The following is a 15,958-nucleotide window of genomic DNA, read 5'->3' as shown; positions in this document are numbered from 1 at the left end:
CACGCCTGATATGTTGAAGACCCTGCTTTCTGCCGTTCTGGCCGCCACCACCGCGCTCGCCTCGTTCACCGCCCCGGCAGCGACGCCGGCCAACTGGCCCACCAAGCCCATCCGCTTCGTCGTGCCTTACCCCGCGGGCGGCCCGCTCGATACGGTGGCGCGCGCCATCGGCGAACAGTTGCGCAACAGTCTCGGCCAGCCGGTCGTGGTAGAGAACAAGCCCGGCGCAGGCGGCAACCTGGGGGCCGACTACGTGGCCAAGCAGCCCGCCGATGGCTACACGATCGTGATGGGCGCCGTAGCCACGCACGCCATCAATCCGACGCTGTTCACCAAAATGCCGTATGACCCGGTGAAGGATTTCGCACCGATCACGCTGGTGGCCGACGTGCCGAACGTGCTGGTGATGCATCCGGGCAAGGCCACCGAACTGCACATCAACAACGTGCGCGATCTCGTCGAATATGCGCGCAAGCATCCGGGCAAGCTCGACTACGCGTCGGGCGGCAACGGCAGCGCCGGCCATCTGTCGGGCGAGCTGTTCAAGAGCATGGCGCGCGTGAGCATGGTCCACATCCCGTACAACGGCGCGTCGCCTGCGCAATTGTCGGTGCTGTCGGGCCAGACCGATCTCATCTTCGATAACCTCGCCTCGGCCTCGGCCAACATCAAGGCCGGCAAGCTCAAGGCGTTTGCCGTGACCACCGCCAGCCGCGCCACATCGTTCCCGGAACTGCCGACCATTGCCGAGGCCGGCAAGGGGCTGGGGCTTGAAGGATTCGATATCTCCACATGGTTCGGCGTGCTCGCACCGGCCGGCACGCCGCCCGAGATCGTCGAACGGCTCAATCGCGACATCGTGGCCATCCTCAAGACCGACGACATGAAAGCAAAGCTGGCCCGCATCGGCGCTACGCCGGCGCCCACCACGCCCGAACAGTTCGGCGCGCTGATTCAGCGCGAACTGAAGAAGTACGGCCAGGTGGTCAAGGCTTCCGGCGCGAAGGTGGATTGAGCGCATCGCTTGGCCGCGCCTTGTCGCGCATGCGCCAGAGGCGCTCCTTGCCGTCGCGGGCATCCTCGGCGGCATTGCGCGGCAACAGCAGGCCAACCTGCACGATACGTGGCCCGTCCATGCGGGTCACCGTAAGCCGCAGGCCGGCAATCTCCACCGCATCGCCTTCAACGGGTGGCGAGGGAAACATGGCGAGCATCGCCGTCTCCAGCGTCCACTGCAGTTCCTCCGGCGTCAGCGGGCGCGAGCCATAAAGCAAAGCCACGTCGGCCAACGCGGCCTGGCCGTCGAGCACGAAGTCGTGCCCCACCTGATCCCAGGCAGGTGGTGTGGCCGCCGTCAGGAACAGCCGCGACAGCAACGGCACGGTGCCGCTCGGCGCCAGCACGGAGACGACATCGCCAGCATGCAGGACAACCTGATCCAGCGGCACCAACGCGCCGTCGCGCGCCACAGTCATCAGCCGGCTGCGCGGTGGTAGCTCCATCTGATCGGCACGCAGGTCCTCCATCGATGAATTGGCCGCCACCACGAACTGCATCAGCTCGAGGGGCGGATTGCGCGTGCCCCGCAAGCGCTCGCGAGAAAGCGGCTCGTCATAGGGCGGGCGCAACACCCGGGCCAGGCGAGCGGCCAGTGCCACGGTGGTTCCCTGGCATAGCAGGCTCGCCAGCACCACGGCGAAGGCCACGCGGAACAGCAGCCCCGAATCCTCCATGCCCTGCAATAGCGGAAACAGCGACAGCACGATGGGCACCGCACCGCGCAGCCCCATCCACGCGACGAACGCCTTCTCGCGGGTATTGAACCGGAATGGCAGAAGCGAAACGAACACAGCCACGGGCCGCGCCACGCACATCAGGAACAACGCGAGTGCCGTCGCCGGCAAGGCGATGTCCCAGATCCGGTGCGGCGTTACCAGCAGCCCGAGCAGCAGGAACATCGCAGACTGCGCCAGCCACGCCATGCCGTCCATCGCGCGCATGGTGTCGCCCGTCACCGCGCGCTCGCGGTTTCCCACGATCATGCCGGTCAGGTAGACCGCCAGGAAGCCACTGCCGCCCGCCGTCTGGACGATGGCCCAGACCATGCAGCCGCCCGAGCACACCAGGATCGCCTGCAGCCCCTCGGCCACATTGACGCGCTCCATGATGTTGGCCAGGCAATACCCCAGTGCCACGCCCAGCACCCCGCCCACGCCGAATTGCACCACCAGCCGCATGGCGAGCGCGGGGCCGGACAGGCCATCCGGCGCCGTGATCCATTCGATCAACGTCAGCGTCAGGAAGATCGCCATCGGGTCGTTGATGCCCGATTCGATCTCCAGCACACTGGCCACCCGCTCCTTGAGCCGGATGCCGCTGCTGTTGAGCAGCGAGAAGACCGCCGCCGCATCCGTGGACCCGACAATGGCGCCCAGCAACAGTCCGAGCTTCCAGTCGATGCCGAGCAGCCAGGTTGCGAATAATCCCACCAGCACCGCCGTCAGGACCACGCCGAGTGTGGCAAGTGACAGCGAAGGCCGCAGCGCCACCCGGAAGGTGGCGAAGCGCGTCCGCAGCCCGCCATCGAGCAGGATCACGGCCAGCGCGATATTGCCGACGAGGAAGCTGAGCCAGGTGTTGTTGAAACGGATGCCACCCGGGCCGTCCACACCGGCTGCCATCCCCACCCCCAGGAACACCAGCAAAAACGGCACGCCGAAGCGCGACGAAAACACGCCAAGCAGGATGCCCAGCGTCATCACCACGGCGCCGATGAGAATGGCATGGTCGATGGTTTCCAAGCGCACCTCCGGGGACTGTGAATTGTTCTTTTTCGTTCTTTTTCGGAATGCCGAGGGATGGAATATTCGAGGCGCCAGGTGCGCGCCGGAATCCATCAAGCTTAGCTGACGACCCTCGCCCGATCTGTCCGCTTTCGTCCTGCTTTCCACAAGCCCGCGCACCGCGTTGCTGCGCGTTTTCCCTGCATTTTTCCTTGCATTGTCAACGACTTACCGAAACCTTTCGGACGTCTGCGTAGGGACATACCCTGAGGTTGCCACTTTATGCAGACATATGAAAGGTAGCTGAAAGGATGCGCTTTTACCTTCCACCCTGCCGCGACAGGCAGCCTCTGTCGCGAAGCTTTTCAAGATTCAAATCGAGGAGAATCATTTTGCGCATACGCAGCCAAAAGGACTTTGCCTCCGGCCTGATGTTCATCCTGGTCGGACTGAGCTTTTCCTTCGTTGCCCGTGGCTATTCCATGGGAACAGCCGCCAAGATGGGACCGGGATACTTCCCGTTCTGGCTCGGCATCGTGCTCGCCATCCTTGGCGCGCTCGTACTGTGGGGCTCGCTGTCTTCCAAGGCAGAGAACGACCAACTGGCCCGCTGGGACCTGAAGATCCTGCTGTGGATCCTGGGCTCGGTCGTCCTGTTCGGCCTGCTGCTCAAGCCGCTGGGCATGGTGCTGTCGGTGGTGGTCCTGGTACTGGTCTCCTCGATGGCCAGCCATGAATTCAGCTGGAAGGGCGCCGTACTCAACGCGATCATCCTGGTGATCATCAGCCTGGGCGCGTTCGTATACGGCATCAACCTGCAGATGCCGGTGTGGCCGGCGTTCCTGGCAAGCTAAGGAGACGGCCCTCATGGAATTGTTGACCAACCTCGGACTGGGCTTTTCGACCGCCCTGTCCTTTCAGAACATCGCCTACGCGTTCCTGGGCTGCGTGCTCGGTACGCTGATCGGCGTGCTGCCGGGCCTGGGCCCGCTGGCCACCATCGCGATGCTGCTGCCCGTGACCTACACGCTGCCCCCGGTGGCCGCGCTGATCATGCTGGCAGGTATCTACTACGGCGCGCAGTACGGCGGCTCGACCACGGCTATCCTGGTGAACCTGCCGGGCGAATCGTCGTCGGTGGTCACTACGATCGACGGTTATCAGATGGCGCGGCGGGGTCGTGCCGGGGTGGCGCTGGCCACTGCCGGTCTGGGCTCGTTCTTCGCTGGCTGCGTGGCCACGCTGATCCTGGCGGCCTTTGCTGCCCCGCTCTCGGAACTGGCGTTCAAGTTCGGCCCTGCCGAATACTTCTCGCTGATGATCCTGGGCCTGATCGGTGCCGTGGTGCTGGCCTCCGGCTCGCTGGTCAAGGCGATCTCGATGATCGTGCTGGGCCTGCTGCTGGGCCTGGTCGGTACTGACGTGAACTCGGGCGCCGCGCGCTTCTCGTTCGACGTACCGGAACTGACTGACGGCCTGAACTTCGTGTCGGTGGCCATGGGTGTGTTCGGCTTCGCGGAAATCATCGCGAACCTGGAACAGAAGGATGCCCGCGAGACCTTCACGGACCATGTGACGAACCTCTTCCCGACCAAGGAAGACTTCAAGCGCATGATCCCGGCCATCCTGCGCGGTACGGCCCTGGGTTCGATGCTCGGTATTCTCCCGGGTGGCGGTGCGGCACTGGCTTCGTTTGCAGCGTACTCGCTGGAAAAGAAGACGTCGAAGTTCGCACACGAGTTCGGCAAGGGTGCCATCGAAGGCGTGGCAGGTCCGGAATCGGCCAACAACGCCGCAGCGCAGACCTCGTTCATCCCGCTGCTGACGCTGGGCATTCCGCCCAACGCCGTGATGGCGCTGATGGTCGGTGCGATGACGATCCACAACATCCAGCCGGGTCCGCAGGTCATGACCAGCAACCCCGCGCTGTTCTGGGGCCTGATCGCCTCGATGTGGCTGGGCAACTTCATCCTGATCATCCTGAACCTGCCGATGATCGGTATCTGGGTGAAGCTGCTGAAAGTGCCGTACCGTTACCTGTACCCGGCCATCCTGACGTTCTGCTGCATTGGCGTGTACTCGGTTCAGAACACCACGTTCGACGTGTTCCAGACCGCAGCCTTCGGCGTGATCGGCTACCTGTTCATCAAGCTGCGCTGCGAACCGGCTCCGTTGCTGCTCGGCTTTGTGCTGGGACCGATGATGGAAGAGAACTTCCGTCGCTCGCTGCTCCTGTCGCGTGGTGACTTCAGCGTGTTCGTGACGCGTCCGCTGTCGCTGGGCCTGCTGATTGCCGCAGCCGTGCTGGTGCTGATCGTGGCCCTGCCGTCGATCAAGGCCAAGCGCGAAGAAGCGTTCCAGGAAGAGTAAGTCTCCGGCAGTCTCGCGGAAATGAAGAAGGGCGCCTACGTGGCGCCCTTCTTCATTTATGCCGCCCCCTTTTCGTCACGCGTTGAACAGGGCTGCGCACGCCGCGCGGATGGCCTCGGTCACGCGCACCCGTCCGTGGTCACGCCGCTCCAGCATGCCGATGATGCGCACCATCGGCTCCCCGCCCGCGCGCAAAGGCACGATGCGCAGCGCGGGGTCGTCGCGCCAGCGCGAACGCTTGAGCAATGGCACCACGGTCACACCCACCTCCTGCCGCACCAGTTCCACCAGCGCCTCGATCGAATTCAGTTCGAGGAACTCGTTGGTCCGCAAGTGAGCGCGCCGCAATGCACGCTCCACCAGTGCGCCCGTCCGCTGGCTCCGGTCGAATCGCAGGAAGGGATTGGCGGCCAACGCCTCCCGCGCGTCATCGCCCCGGCTTCCCCGTCCGGCAATCAGCACGATGGGCTCCTCGTAAAGCGGCGTCCACTGCAGTGTGCCGGCCAGCTGCGCCGAGCCTTCGGCCACGAACGCCGCATCGAGTTCGCCACTTTCCACCATCGCGGCCAGTTCGAACGACTTCGCGCCGATCAGGCGCACGTCGAGCGCGGGATAGGTCCGCTTCATCCCGGCCACGACATGCGAGAGGCCGCCCATGACCGACACGACTGCTCCCACTGCCACGGCACCCGCCATATCGCCGGCACCGGACAGCGGCAGCCGCATTTCGTCATAGAGCGCCAGCAGTCGGCGCGCCTGCGGCAGCAGCGCCCGGCCATCGGCATTCAGCGTGGCCACTCGTCCACTGCGGTCGAACAAGGCACGTCGCAACTCCTCCTCCAATGAGCGCATCTGGAGGCTGACGGCGGCCTGGGTCAGCGCCACCTGCCCTGCTGCTGCGGCAAAAGACCCACGCTCGGCCACAGCAACAAAGGTCTTCAGAAAGCGAATCGTGCTCATAGGTCAACGTAGAAGGAAGGGGCAGCCGATGATCGGCCAATCCACAAGATTTTCTTGTGGATCAAGCAACAAATATTAACTTTCATTGTGACCGAGGGCGCGGAATAATTTGGGTTTCCTGCCGAATTTCCACGCTGTCCGTTCCGTACCGGAGAACAACAATGCAACACTGGCTACGCCTTCTCGGCATCGGCCTTGCCTCGAGCCTGACCATTGCCGCCGCGCCCTCGCGTGCGGACAGCTTCCCGTCCAAGCCGATCCGGCTGATCGTGCCGTTCCCGGCCAGCGGCGCCACCGATCTGCTGGCGCGTGCCATTGCGCAGAAGGTCGGCCAGAACATGGGGCAACAGATCGTCGTGGACAACCGGCCCGGCGCTGGCGGTGCGATTGGTTCGGACATGGCTGCCAAAGCCGCGCCTGACGGCTACACGATCCTGATTGCTACCACCAGCACGCACTCGGTGGGGCCGTTCGTGAATTCGCGCCTGCCCTACAACACCGAGACCGATTTCACGCCGATCGGCCAGGTCGCCACGGCGACCAACGTGCTGCTGGTGCCGAATACGCTGCCGGTCAAGAACGTCAAGGACCTGATCGACTACGCCAAGAAGCATCCTGGTGAACTGAACTACGCCTCCAGCGGCAACGGCACCGTGGTCCATCTGACTGCCGAATCGTTCAAGGCGCAGGCCGGCGTGTTCATCACGCACATCCCCTATCGCGGCACCGCGCTGGCCGTACCCGACCTGATTTCCAGCAAGGTGCAGGTACTGTTCGACAGCATCGTCTCGGGCATGCCGCATGTGAAGGACGGCAAACTCAAGGCATTGGCCGTGACGAGCATGAAGCGCTCGCCGCTGGCACCGGAACTGCCGACGGTCAACGAGTCGGGCCTGCCCGGCTTCGAATCGGATACGTGGTTCGGCATCTACGGCCCCAAGGGCCTTTCGCCCGAAATCGTCACGCGCCTGAACACCGAGTTCAACAAGGCCATCCAGTCGCAGGACGTGAAGGACCGCCTGGCCAAGCTCGGCGCCGAACCGATTGGCGGCACCCCCGCGCAATTCGCCGCGATGGTGAAGAAAGACAGCGCCCGCTGGGGCAAACTGATCAAGGATCGAAAGATTCAGGTGGATTGATTTTTTCACTCCCCTGGTTTTCTCCCCTCTCCCGCCCTGCGGGAGAGGGGCGGGGGAGAGGGCTGGCGGCTACGATTCGACAGACCGCAATTTGAACCGCTGAACCCTCTCCCCCAACCCCTCTCCCGCGCCGCGGGAGAGGGGAGCAGAACAGAACGTGTATCGGACGACGAGACAACCATGCAAACCTTCAACTGGACCAACCCCTACCCTTCCGTGCGCATTCCGCTGTTTGCGCGCAATGTGGTGTCGACCTCGCACCCGCTGGCCGCGCAGGCTGGCTTGCGCATGCTGCTCAAGGGTGGCAATGCCGTGGACGCTGCGATTGCCGCAGCCGCTGCCATCACGCTGGTCGAGCCGGTCTCGTGCGGCCTGGGCAGCGATGCGTTCGCCATTCTCTGGGACGGCAAGGAACTGCATGGCCTGAACTCGTCGGGCGTGGCGCCGGCTGCGTGGAGCACCGACTACTTCAAGAACAAGTACGGCGCCGACGGCAATGGTTTGGCCAATCGCCCGGTGCGTGGCTGGGACTCGGTGACCGTGCCGGGCGTGATCGCCGGCTGGGCTGCGCTGCATGAGCGCTTCGGCAAGCTGCCGTTCGAAGACCTGATGGAACCTGCAATCGAGATCGCCGAGCGTGGTTATGCCGTGCCGCCGGTGGTGGCGCACAAGTGGGCCGCCGCCGTGCCTGATCTCAAGAACCAGCCGGGCTTTGCCGAGACCTTCATGCCCAACGGCCGCGCGCCGCATGTGGGCGAGAAGTTCGTTTTCAAGGACGCCGCCGAGACGCTGCGCAAGATCGGCGCCACCAAGGGCCGTTCCTACTACGAAGGCGAAATCGCGGAGAAGATCGCCGCGTTCAGCAAGTCGTGCGGCGCGTCGATGACGCTCGATGACCTGCGCAACTATCGTCCGGAATGGGTCAAGCCGATCAGCAAGTCCTACCGTGGTCACGAAGTGCATGAGATTCCGCCGAACGGCCAGGGCATCGCCGCGCTGATGGCGCTCGGAATCCTCGACCAGTTCGACGTCGGCTCGCTGCCTGTGGATTCCGTGGATTCGCAGCATCTGCAGATCGAAGCCATGAAGCTGGCCTTTGCCGATCTCTACCGCTACGTGGCGGACCCGCGCAGCATGGAAGTCACGCCCGAGCAGATGCTCGACGACGCCTACCTGAAATCGCGCGCCAAGCTGATCGACATGCAGCGCGCCACGCATTTCGATTTCGGCATGCCGCGCACGGGTGGCACGATCTACCTGACCGCCGCCGACGAGAACGGCATGATGATTTCGTTCATTCAGTCGAACTACATGGGTTTCGGTTCGGGTGTGGTGGTGCCGGGCACCGGCATCAGCCTGCAGAACCGCGGCGTGGGCTTCTCCATGGATCCGAAGTCGGCCAACGTGGTGGAAGGCGGCAAGCGGCCGTTCCACACGATCATTCCGGCATTCCTGACCAAGGACGGCAAGCCGCAGATGAGCTTTGGCGTGATGGGCGGCGATATGCAACCTCAAGGCCACTTGCAAACCGTGGTGCGCATGCTCGACTACAACCAGCAACCGCAGGCCGCCTGCTGTGCCCCCCGTTGGAAGGTCAACCGCGATTTCACGCTGGACGTTGAAGGCACCATGGACCCCACCACCGTGGACGGTCTCAAGGACCGCGGCCACCAGTTGAAGTCGGTGGACGATCCGTACATGGATTTCGGATCGGGCCAGTTCATCTGGCGCCTGTCCGACGATGGCGAGCACGGCTATGTGGCCGCCAGCGACAGCCGACGTGACGGTCAGGCAGTCGGCTTCTGATTTTTTGCAGTACGTAGTACGGCAGTACCGCAGTAGAAGTCCTGCGAGGCGCCATCGGGAAACCGGTGGCGCCTTTTTTAACGTTTATCGCAGGCGAACGATCAGGGGCCGATCAGCGCAGGCGCGATCATGGGCAAGTTCAGGAAGAACTGGATCACGATGGCGTTGACGATGTCGATGAAGAACGCGCCCACCATCGGCACGATCAGGAAGGCCAGATGCGACGGACCGAAGCGGTCGGTCACCGCCTGCATATTGGCAATGGCCGTGGGCGTGGCGCCAAGGCCGAAGCCACAGTGTCCTGCCGCCAATACCGCTGCGTCGTAGTTGCGGCCCATCACGCGGAACGTGACGAAGATCGCGTAAGCCGCCATCGCGGCGGTCTGGACCGCAAGGATCAGCATCATCGGCAAGGCCAGCGACGACAGTTGCCAGAGCTTCAGGCTCATCAGCGCCATCGCCAGGAACATCGACAGGCTGACGTTGCCAAGCACCGAGAGCGCACGGTCGAACACCGTGTACCAGCCGAGTGCTGCCAGCCCGTTGCGCAGCAGCACGCCGACGAAAAGCACCCACACGAAGGTGGGCAATTGCACGCGCGTGCCCTTGAAGAATTCGGTCAGCGCATAACCGGCCGAGAGGCAGATCAGGATCAGCGCCAGCGTCTCGATCAGCGACGAAGCCGTGATCTGCCGCCCCGCCTGCGGGTTCTCGAAGGTCAGCGGATCGGCGGCATCCGTCCCGAGGCCGGGAACTGTCACCCTGCGCAACAGATGGCGTGCCACCGGACCGCCGATCAACCCACCGAGCACAAGGCCGAACGTTGCGCATGCCACGCCAAGTTCCTTGGCATACGTCATGCCGAATTGCCTGGTGAACGTGTCGCCCCATGCTGCGCTCGTACCGTGCCCGCCGGACAGCGAGATCGATCCCGCCAGCAAGCCCGTGACCGGCTCCAGGCCGAGTGCGCTGGCGAGGCCAACGCCGACCCCGTTTTGAATGATCAGCAACCCGGTGACCACGAACAGGAAGATACCAATCGACTTGCCACCCTGCTTCAGGCTGGCCAGATTCGCGCTCAGGCCGAGCGTGGCGAAGAACGCGAGCATCAGCGGAGTCTGCGTCACCGTATCGAACTTCACCTCGACATCGGCCGTGTAGCGCGCGAGCGCCAGGCAGATCGCCACGATCAGGCCACCTGCGACGGGCTCGGGAATATTGTAGGTACGCAGCGGACGAGTGACCTGCACGAGCTTGCGCCCGACCAGCAGCACCAGCGACGCCGCCACGAGCGTTTCGTAGTTGTTGAGTTCCAGCATGGATGGAGTACCCGAAAAAAGCATCCATTCTTCGCATCGGCAACGATGTCGCCAATCGCCAAATGTCCAAAAACGCAGCGTAGCGGAACTGTCTGGTTCGGCGGGTCAGAAACTGTGCATGGCATCGGGACGCCGTTTCCGTAGACTGGCGTTTTCAACGTCCGCCTGCCATCGACCATGCCCAGCTACGCGTACCGAATCGTCAATGTCTTTGCAGAATCCACATTCGGAGGCAACCCGCTCTGCGTGTTCGAGGATGCCCGTGGCATGGATGACGCCACCATGCAGGCGCTGGCGCTGCAGTTCAACCTGTCCGAAACGACCTTCGTCCTGCCGTCGGAACAGGCCACCGCGGCCGTGCGCATCTTCACGCCCGGCTACGAGATGCGCTTCGCAGGACATCCCACGCTGGGCACGGCGCACGTCGTGCGCGAACTCGCCAGCACGAGCGATGCGCTGACGCTCGAATTCAAGGCCGGCGTGGTGCCCGTCACCGCCCAGGCAGACCGCTGGACGCTGACCGCGCCGCACACAGGCGCGCCGAAGACCGCGCCCGCCGGGCTGCCCGATGCCGAGATGGCCTCGCTGTTGGGCCTCTCGGCCGATGATCTGGCCGCTTCGCCGATGTGGGTCGATACCGGCGCCGACCAGTTGCTGGTGCCGCTGAAAACCCCCGATGCCGTACGTCGCGCGCAACCGGACAGCGGCCGGTTGGAGCAGTGGCCGCAAAGCAGCCTGGGACGCAAGACCGCCTATGTGTTCGCCTTCGATCCCACCCATCGGGGCAAGGTGCTGGTTCGCTATTTCTTCACCAAGCAGGGTGGCGGCGTGGCCGAGGATCCGGGCACGGGTTCGGCCTGCGCCAATCTCGGCGGCTGGCTGCTGGCCACGGGACATGCATTGCCGGCGCAATACGAAGTGGATCAGGGCGAACAAGTAGACCGCCGCTGCCGGCTCGATCTTTCGGTGACCGCCGACGGCGCCATCCGCGTGGGTGGCCGCGTGATTGAACTGGGCCGGGGCACCGTGACGATCTGAACCGCCGATACTTCGCCCGGAGCCTCCCGACATGCTGCGGCATACTGGAGGCCCTGTCGCATCTGCTCAAAGAGTTCGCATCATGCCCCCGCACACACTAGACTCGATCGCCGCGCTGGAAGCGCTGTATGCCCAACCCGCTGGGGCATCCCTGGCGAAGGAAGTCGACTACCTGCATCCTCACTACCGTGCCTTTGTCGAGAAGGCGCCGTTCTGTCTGCTGTCGACCTCGAACCCCAATGGCGGCGATTGCTCGCCACGTGGCGACTCGCCAGGTTTCGTGCAGATCCTCAACGACCGCACACTGCTGCTACCCGACCGACGTGGCAACAACCGCATCGACAGCCTGCGCAATATCGTGGCGGACCCGCGCGTGGGCCTGCTGTTCATGATCCCCGGCATCAACGAAACGCTGCGGGTCAGTGGCATCGCGACGATTTCCGTCGACCCCGAACTAATTGCACGCTGCACGGTGGAGGACAAACCGCCCACCACGGTACTGGTGATTGCGATTCAGTCGGTCTACTTCCAGTGCGCCCGCGCGCTGGTGCGGTCGCATCTCTGGTCAGCCGACGCTCAGATCGCACGCAGCACCCTGCCGAGCACTGGCACGATGGTCGCCACACTCAGCCACAATGCGATCGACGGTGAGACCTATGATCGCGAACTGCCGGAACGGTTGCGCAAGACGCTGTACTGAGCGTCGTACTGACTGCGTTACGTCAATGGCTGCCGCGCAGCAGCCATTCCGGCGCATGCGTGCCGAGCGGCACCGATGGCAGCGCCCAGTGCGCCGGCGTCTCCGAAAGCTGCGCGGCGTGACGCACGGTGGTCAGTTCGCCGAACCCCGACTCCTCGATCTGCAGCAGATCGGAGATTTCGTCGATGTGCTGGTCCGGCGTGGCCATGCCGTCCGGTATGCGGCCCAGGCTCCGCAACCACTGTGCGGTCTGTGCCAGTGACACCCGCACATGCCAGCTCCCTCCCTCCGAAGCACGCCGATGCAATGCCGCCATCGCGCCCAGCGCCAGCAGGTAACCCGAGGCATGGTCGAGTACCTGCGCCGGCAGCGGCACCGGATCGGCGCGGCCCGCCGCCTGCGCCTCGTCGCCATTGATCCCCGTGGCCGTCTGCACGAGCGAGTCGAATCCGCGCTTGCCAGCCCACGGTCCCACATGGCCATACGCCGACAGCGACACGTAGACGATGCCGGGCCGCGCACGCGCCGCCGCTTCGGGACCGACGCCGAGCTTATCCAGCCCACCCTGCCGATAGCCCTGCACCACCACGTCGGTGCCATGCAGCAGCTTGTGCAGCGCGCGCTTGTCCTCGGCATCGCGCAGGTCCAGTTGGCAGGACCGCTTGCCTCGGCCGGTGTCGATTACCAGCACCTCCATCGCTGGCAGGTGTGCCGCAGTGACCAGCAGCACGTCGGCGCCATGGGCCGCCAGCGTGCGACCTGCCACCGGTCCGGCGATGATCCGCGTGAAGTCGAGCACGCGAACACCGCTTAGCGGGCGGGCATCGACATTGATTTCGGCATGGGGCGGCAGTTCGGGCAAAGGCTGGGGCGGCGCCTCGCCGATCTTCTCGATGATCACGGGCGGCAGGCCACGCAGCGCCTGGGCCTGCGGATGCGCCAGCCACTCGTCGTGGGTCCGCATCGCCGAGACGACCATGCCGGCATCCGATGCCACCTGCTCGAAATCCTCGGCCTTCCACTTGCCAAGCGTGGTGCGCACGGCATCCTTCTCCGCCGCGCATTGCAGGATGCGCAGCACGCCGTCCCGGTGATGGGGGAAATTGGTGTGCAGGCGCACCCAGCGCCCGTCACCGCACGGATACAGGCCGGCGATCTTGTCCCACAGCTCCGGGGCCGGACCACCATTGACGCGCAGGTAGCGCTCGCTGCGGAACTCGGCCAGTGCGTGGCGCATATCCACGGATACCTCCTGCCAGCGTCCGGTGCGCTGTGCCCAGAGCGCTGCCGCAGCCAGCCCCGACGCGCCCAGGCTGACCTGTGCGGCGGTGCCGATCGCGAAGCTCGACGGCAGTATCGGATCAGCGCCTGTGAGGTGCAGGTGGCGGAGGGCCTCGGCCGGCAGGGCCAGGTCCTGCCATAGCGCAGCCAGTGCATCGGCAGGATGGGTGGAAGAGGCGGGAGAAGAAGGGGTATTCATGGCGTGTGTTCCTGCAGCAAGGCGGGGCGCGGCATGCGACGATCACGTCGCACGGCAGAACGCCTCGCAAAATGGGCGGGGAGCCGATCTGCGGTGAATTCTGCACCACTTCGCCACGCCATGCAGGTGAGACGATTCTTAAAATCACCGGGTCGTCACAGGTTAGTGACGGGTTAGCCCGCAAGCACTGTAAAATCTCGCCATTCCAGGCAACACCAGGACCGGGGCTGACCGATCCCTGCCCGTCCGCCAAGCTATCGAGCCGCATGCCACGCGGCGCCACCATGAGCCAAGACAACAAGCCCAACGACACGCCAGCCGCCTCCAACTTCCTGCGGAGCATCATCGACCAGGATCTCGCCGCAGGTACCTACGCCGGACGCGCCGACCAGCAGGGCGCGCCGCTGCCGACCGTCATCACGCGCTTTCCGCCGGAGCCGAACGGCTATCTGCACATTGGCCACGCCAAGAGCATCTGCGTGAACTTCGGCCTGGCGCGCGACTATGCCGGCCGCTGCCACCTGCGCTTCGACGATACGAACCCCGTCAAGGAAGACACCGAGTACGTCGACTCGATCATCGACGCCGTGCACTGGCTGGGCTTCTCGTGGGACGCCAAGTCCGCCGATGCCGCCCCGCACCTGTACTACGCGAGCGATTACTTCGACCGCCTGTACCAGTTTGCCGAGACCCTGATCGAGCGCGGCGTGGCCTACGTGGACAGCCAGACCGCCGAGCAGATTGCAGCCAACCGGGGCAACTTCTCCGAGCCGGGCAAGCCGTCGCCGTTCCGCGACCGCACGGTCGAGGAAAACCTGACGCTGTTCCGCGAGATGCGCGACGGCAAGTTTGGCGATGGCGAGCACGTGCTGCGCGCGAAGATCGACATGTCCGCGCCGAACATCGTGCTGCGCGACCCGGTGCTGTACCGCATCCGCCACGCCCATCACCACCGCACGGGCGACAAGTGGTGCATCTATCCGATGTACGACTTCACGCACTGCATCTCGGACGCCATCGAGAACATCACACATTCGCTGTGCACGCTTGAATTCGAGAATAACCGTCCGCTGTACGACTGGGTGCTCGAACACCTGCGCGACGCCGGCGTCTTCCCCGCCCCGCTGCCGCACCAGTACGAGTTTGCACGTCTGAACCTGACCTACGCGATCACCAGCAAGCGCCGCCTCAAGCAATTGGTGGACGAGCAGCGCGTGGACGGCTGGGACGATCCCCGTATGCCCACCATCGTCGGCATCCGCCGCCGCGGCTATACGCCGGAATCGATCCAGCTGTTCTGCGACCGCATCGGCGTGTCCAAGGCCGATAGCTGGATCGACATGAGCACGCTGGAAGGTGCCGTGCGCGACGACCTCGATGGCCGGGCTCACCGCAGCGTGGCCGTGCTGGACCCGGTCAAGCTGATCCTGGACAACTACCCCGAGGGGCAGAGCGAGGCATGCTCGGCGCCGGTGCATCCGAAGCAGCCCGAACTGGGTCGCCGCGAGTTCCCGTTCTCGCGCGAACTGTGGATCGAGCGCGAAGACTTCACCGAGACGCCGCCCAAGGGCTACTTCCGCCTGTTCCCGGGCAACAAGGTGCGCCTGCGCCATGGCTACGTGATCGAATGCACGGGCGTGGACAAGGACGCCGACGGCAACGTGATCGCCGTCCACGCGAACTACCTGCCGGAAACGAAGAGCGGCACGCCGGGGGCCGACAGCGTCAAGGTCAAGGGCAACATTCACTGGGTCAGCGCCCTGCATGCGCAGGAAGCCGAAGTGCGTCTGTACGACCGCCTGTTCAACGATCCGAACCCGGATGCTGGCGGTAAGAACTTTCTTGATGCACTGAATCCCGAATCGAAGAAGGTCATCAAGGCCTACCTCGAACCGGGCCTGGAAAACGCGAAGCCGGAAGACCGCTTCCAGTTCGAGCGCATGGGCTACTTCGTCGCAGATCGCGTGGATTCGAAACCGGGCAAGCCCGTGTTCAACCGCACGGTCGGACTCAAGGACAGCTGGGGCGGCAAGTAATGGCGCAGACGATCACATTCCCGCTCGAAGGCGAGTTTGTCGCGCTGAACGACCTGCTCAAGCTGGCCGGGATCTGCGATAGCGGCGGCGCCGGCAAGGCGCTGGTCGCGTCGGGCGAGGTGTCGGTGGACGGCGCGCAGGAGTCGCGCAAGACCGCCAAGATCCGCGCCGGACAGGTTGTCGCCGTGGGCGGCACCGGTGGTGTGCGCATCAAGGTCGTGGCCGCATGAAGGTTCGTCGCATCAGGTCACGCGGCACCGCCTGGCTGTCCTGATTGTCCGATGGCGGCGCGCTGGGCGCCGTCACGTCAACCCATCATCCAAGGAG

Annotated in this window: 13 protein-coding genes; 9 read left to right on the top strand and 4 right to left on the bottom strand. The window is 64.4% G+C overall.

What is annotated here, in order from left to right; all coding sequences use genetic code 11:
• The first annotated feature begins 10 nt into the window (after positions 1-10).
• Positions 11-1,015: a tripartite tricarboxylate transporter substrate binding protein gene (locus tag ABDB81_RS01240; RefSeq protein WP_346809442.1), complete on the top strand. Its 1,005-nt coding sequence runs from the start codon at positions 11-13 to the stop codon at positions 1,013-1,015.
• On the opposite strand, the gene ABDB81_RS01235 is transcribed toward ABDB81_RS01240, so the two are convergent.
• On the bottom strand, positions 987-2,801 hold the full coding sequence (locus ABDB81_RS01235) for a potassium/proton antiporter (RefSeq protein ID WP_346809441.1): 1,815 nt from the start codon (positions 2,799-2,801) through the stop codon (positions 987-989). The genes ABDB81_RS01240 and ABDB81_RS01235 overlap by 29 nt on opposite strands.
• 374 nt (positions 2,802-3,175) lie before the next feature.
• On the opposite strand from ABDB81_RS01235, the gene ABDB81_RS01230 reads away from it, so the two are divergent.
• Both ABDB81_RS01230 and ABDB81_RS01225 read left to right on the top strand, forming a co-directional pair.
• Positions 3,176-3,637, top strand: coding sequence for a tripartite tricarboxylate transporter TctB family protein (locus ABDB81_RS01230; protein ID WP_137925721.1), 462 nt, complete (start codon positions 3,176-3,178; stop codon positions 3,635-3,637).
• A 13-nt stretch (positions 3,638-3,650) separates the two neighbouring features.
• Positions 3,651-5,153 carry a tripartite tricarboxylate transporter permease gene (locus ABDB81_RS01225; protein ID WP_137925720.1) on the top strand — a complete coding sequence of 501 codons (1,503 nt, stop codon included), beginning with the start codon at positions 3,651-3,653 and terminating at the stop codon, positions 5,151-5,153.
• A gap of 75 nt (positions 5,154-5,228) precedes the next feature.
• Here the strand turns inward: ABDB81_RS01225 and ABDB81_RS01220 are convergent, their stop codons facing one another.
• Entirely contained in the window at positions 5,229-6,113 is an 885-nt protein-coding gene (locus ABDB81_RS01220; RefSeq protein WP_137925719.1) for a LysR substrate-binding domain-containing protein, read from the bottom strand.
• Between the two features lie 161 nt (positions 6,114-6,274).
• Between ABDB81_RS01220 and ABDB81_RS01215 the strand changes: the two genes are divergently transcribed.
• Together ABDB81_RS01215 and ggt are read left to right on the top strand one after the other, a co-directional pair.
• Positions 6,275-7,252, top strand: a complete 978-nt coding sequence (locus tag ABDB81_RS01215) for a tripartite tricarboxylate transporter substrate binding protein (protein ID WP_137925718.1) — start codon at positions 6,275-6,277, stop codon at positions 7,250-7,252.
• 180 nt (positions 7,253-7,432) lie between these two features.
• Positions 7,433-9,058 (top strand): gamma-glutamyltransferase, encoded by a 1,626-nt coding sequence (gene ggt / locus ABDB81_RS01210; RefSeq protein WP_137925717.1) that lies wholly within the window; start codon positions 7,433-7,435, stop codon positions 9,056-9,058.
• A gap of 101 nt (positions 9,059-9,159) precedes the next feature.
• Here the strand turns inward: ggt and gltS are convergent, their stop codons facing one another.
• Complete coding sequence (gene gltS / locus ABDB81_RS01205; RefSeq protein WP_160472814.1) at positions 9,160-10,377, bottom strand: sodium/glutamate symporter; 1,218 nt, start codon at positions 10,375-10,377, stop codon at positions 9,160-9,162.
• 177 nt (positions 10,378-10,554) lie between these two features.
• Here gltS and ABDB81_RS01200 point away from each other — a divergent pair, with 177 nt between their 5' ends.
• Both ABDB81_RS01200 and ABDB81_RS01195 read left to right on the top strand, forming a co-directional pair.
• Complete coding sequence (locus ABDB81_RS01200) at positions 10,555-11,415, top strand: PhzF family phenazine biosynthesis protein (RefSeq protein WP_346809438.1); 861 nt, start codon at positions 10,555-10,557, stop codon at positions 11,413-11,415.
• A gap of 82 nt (positions 11,416-11,497) precedes the next feature.
• Positions 11,498-12,115, top strand: coding sequence for a pyridoxamine 5'-phosphate oxidase family protein (locus tag ABDB81_RS01195; RefSeq protein ID WP_346809436.1), 618 nt, complete (start codon positions 11,498-11,500; stop codon positions 12,113-12,115).
• Positions 12,116-12,137: 22 nt separating this feature from the next.
• Here the strand turns inward: ABDB81_RS01195 and ABDB81_RS01190 are convergent, their stop codons facing one another.
• The gene (locus tag ABDB81_RS01190) at positions 12,138-13,595 is read right to left on the bottom strand and encodes a CoA transferase (protein WP_346809434.1); all 1,458 of its coding nucleotides are present in this window, start codon (positions 13,593-13,595) and stop codon (positions 12,138-12,140) included.
• Between the two features lie 284 nt (positions 13,596-13,879).
• Between ABDB81_RS01190 and ABDB81_RS01185 the strand changes: the two genes are divergently transcribed.
• Both ABDB81_RS01185 and ABDB81_RS01180 read left to right on the top strand, forming a co-directional pair.
• Positions 13,880-15,631, top strand: coding sequence for a glutamine--tRNA ligase/YqeY domain fusion protein (locus ABDB81_RS01185; protein ID WP_160472818.1), 1,752 nt, complete (start codon positions 13,880-13,882; stop codon positions 15,629-15,631).
• A complete protein-coding gene (locus tag ABDB81_RS01180; RefSeq protein WP_160472819.1) occupies positions 15,631-15,861 on the top strand; it encodes an RNA-binding S4 domain-containing protein in 231 nt (76 codons plus the stop codon). Before ABDB81_RS01185 ends, ABDB81_RS01180 begins: the two co-directional genes overlap by 1 nt.
• The last annotated feature ends 97 nt before the right edge of the window (positions 15,862-15,958 follow it).

Origin of the sequence: Cupriavidus sp. DL-D2 (assembly GCF_039710735.1) — a bacterium.
GTDB lineage: Bacteria > Pseudomonadota > Gammaproteobacteria > Burkholderiales > Burkholderiaceae > Cupriavidus.
This window is presented reverse-complemented; position numbering and strand designations above follow the sequence as displayed.

Bases quoted from the DNA above. Each gene is read 5' to 3' on its own strand.
- ABDB81_RS01220 (WP_137925719.1), bottom strand. From the start codon at position 6,113: ATGAGCACGATTCGCTTTCTGAAGACCTTTGTTGCTGTGGCCGAGCGT.
- gltS (WP_160472814.1), bottom strand. From the start codon at position 10,377: ATGCTGGAACTCAACAACTACGAAACGCTCGTGGCGGCGTCGCTGGTG.
- ABDB81_RS01240 (WP_346809442.1), top strand. From the start codon at position 11: ATGTTGAAGACCCTGCTTTCTGCCGTTCTGGCCGCCACCACCGCGCTC.
- ABDB81_RS01225 (WP_137925720.1), top strand. From the start codon at position 3,651: ATGGAATTGTTGACCAACCTCGGACTGGGCTTTTCGACCGCCCTGTCC.
- ABDB81_RS01190 (WP_346809434.1), bottom strand. From the start codon at position 13,595: ATGAATACCCCTTCTTCTCCCGCCTCTTCCACCCATCCTGCCGATGCA.
- ABDB81_RS01200 (WP_346809438.1), top strand. From the start codon at position 10,555: ATGCCCAGCTACGCGTACCGAATCGTCAATGTCTTTGCAGAATCCACA.
- ABDB81_RS01195 (WP_346809436.1), top strand. From the start codon at position 11,498: ATGCCCCCGCACACACTAGACTCGATCGCCGCGCTGGAAGCGCTGTAT.
- ggt (WP_137925717.1), top strand. From the start codon at position 7,433: ATGCAAACCTTCAACTGGACCAACCCCTACCCTTCCGTGCGCATTCCG.
- ABDB81_RS01215 (WP_137925718.1), top strand. From the start codon at position 6,275: ATGCAACACTGGCTACGCCTTCTCGGCATCGGCCTTGCCTCGAGCCTG.
- ABDB81_RS01185 (WP_160472818.1), top strand. From the start codon at position 13,880: ATGAGCCAAGACAACAAGCCCAACGACACGCCAGCCGCCTCCAACTTC.
- ABDB81_RS01180 (WP_160472819.1), top strand. From the start codon at position 15,631: ATGGCGCAGACGATCACATTCCCGCTCGAAGGCGAGTTTGTCGCGCTG.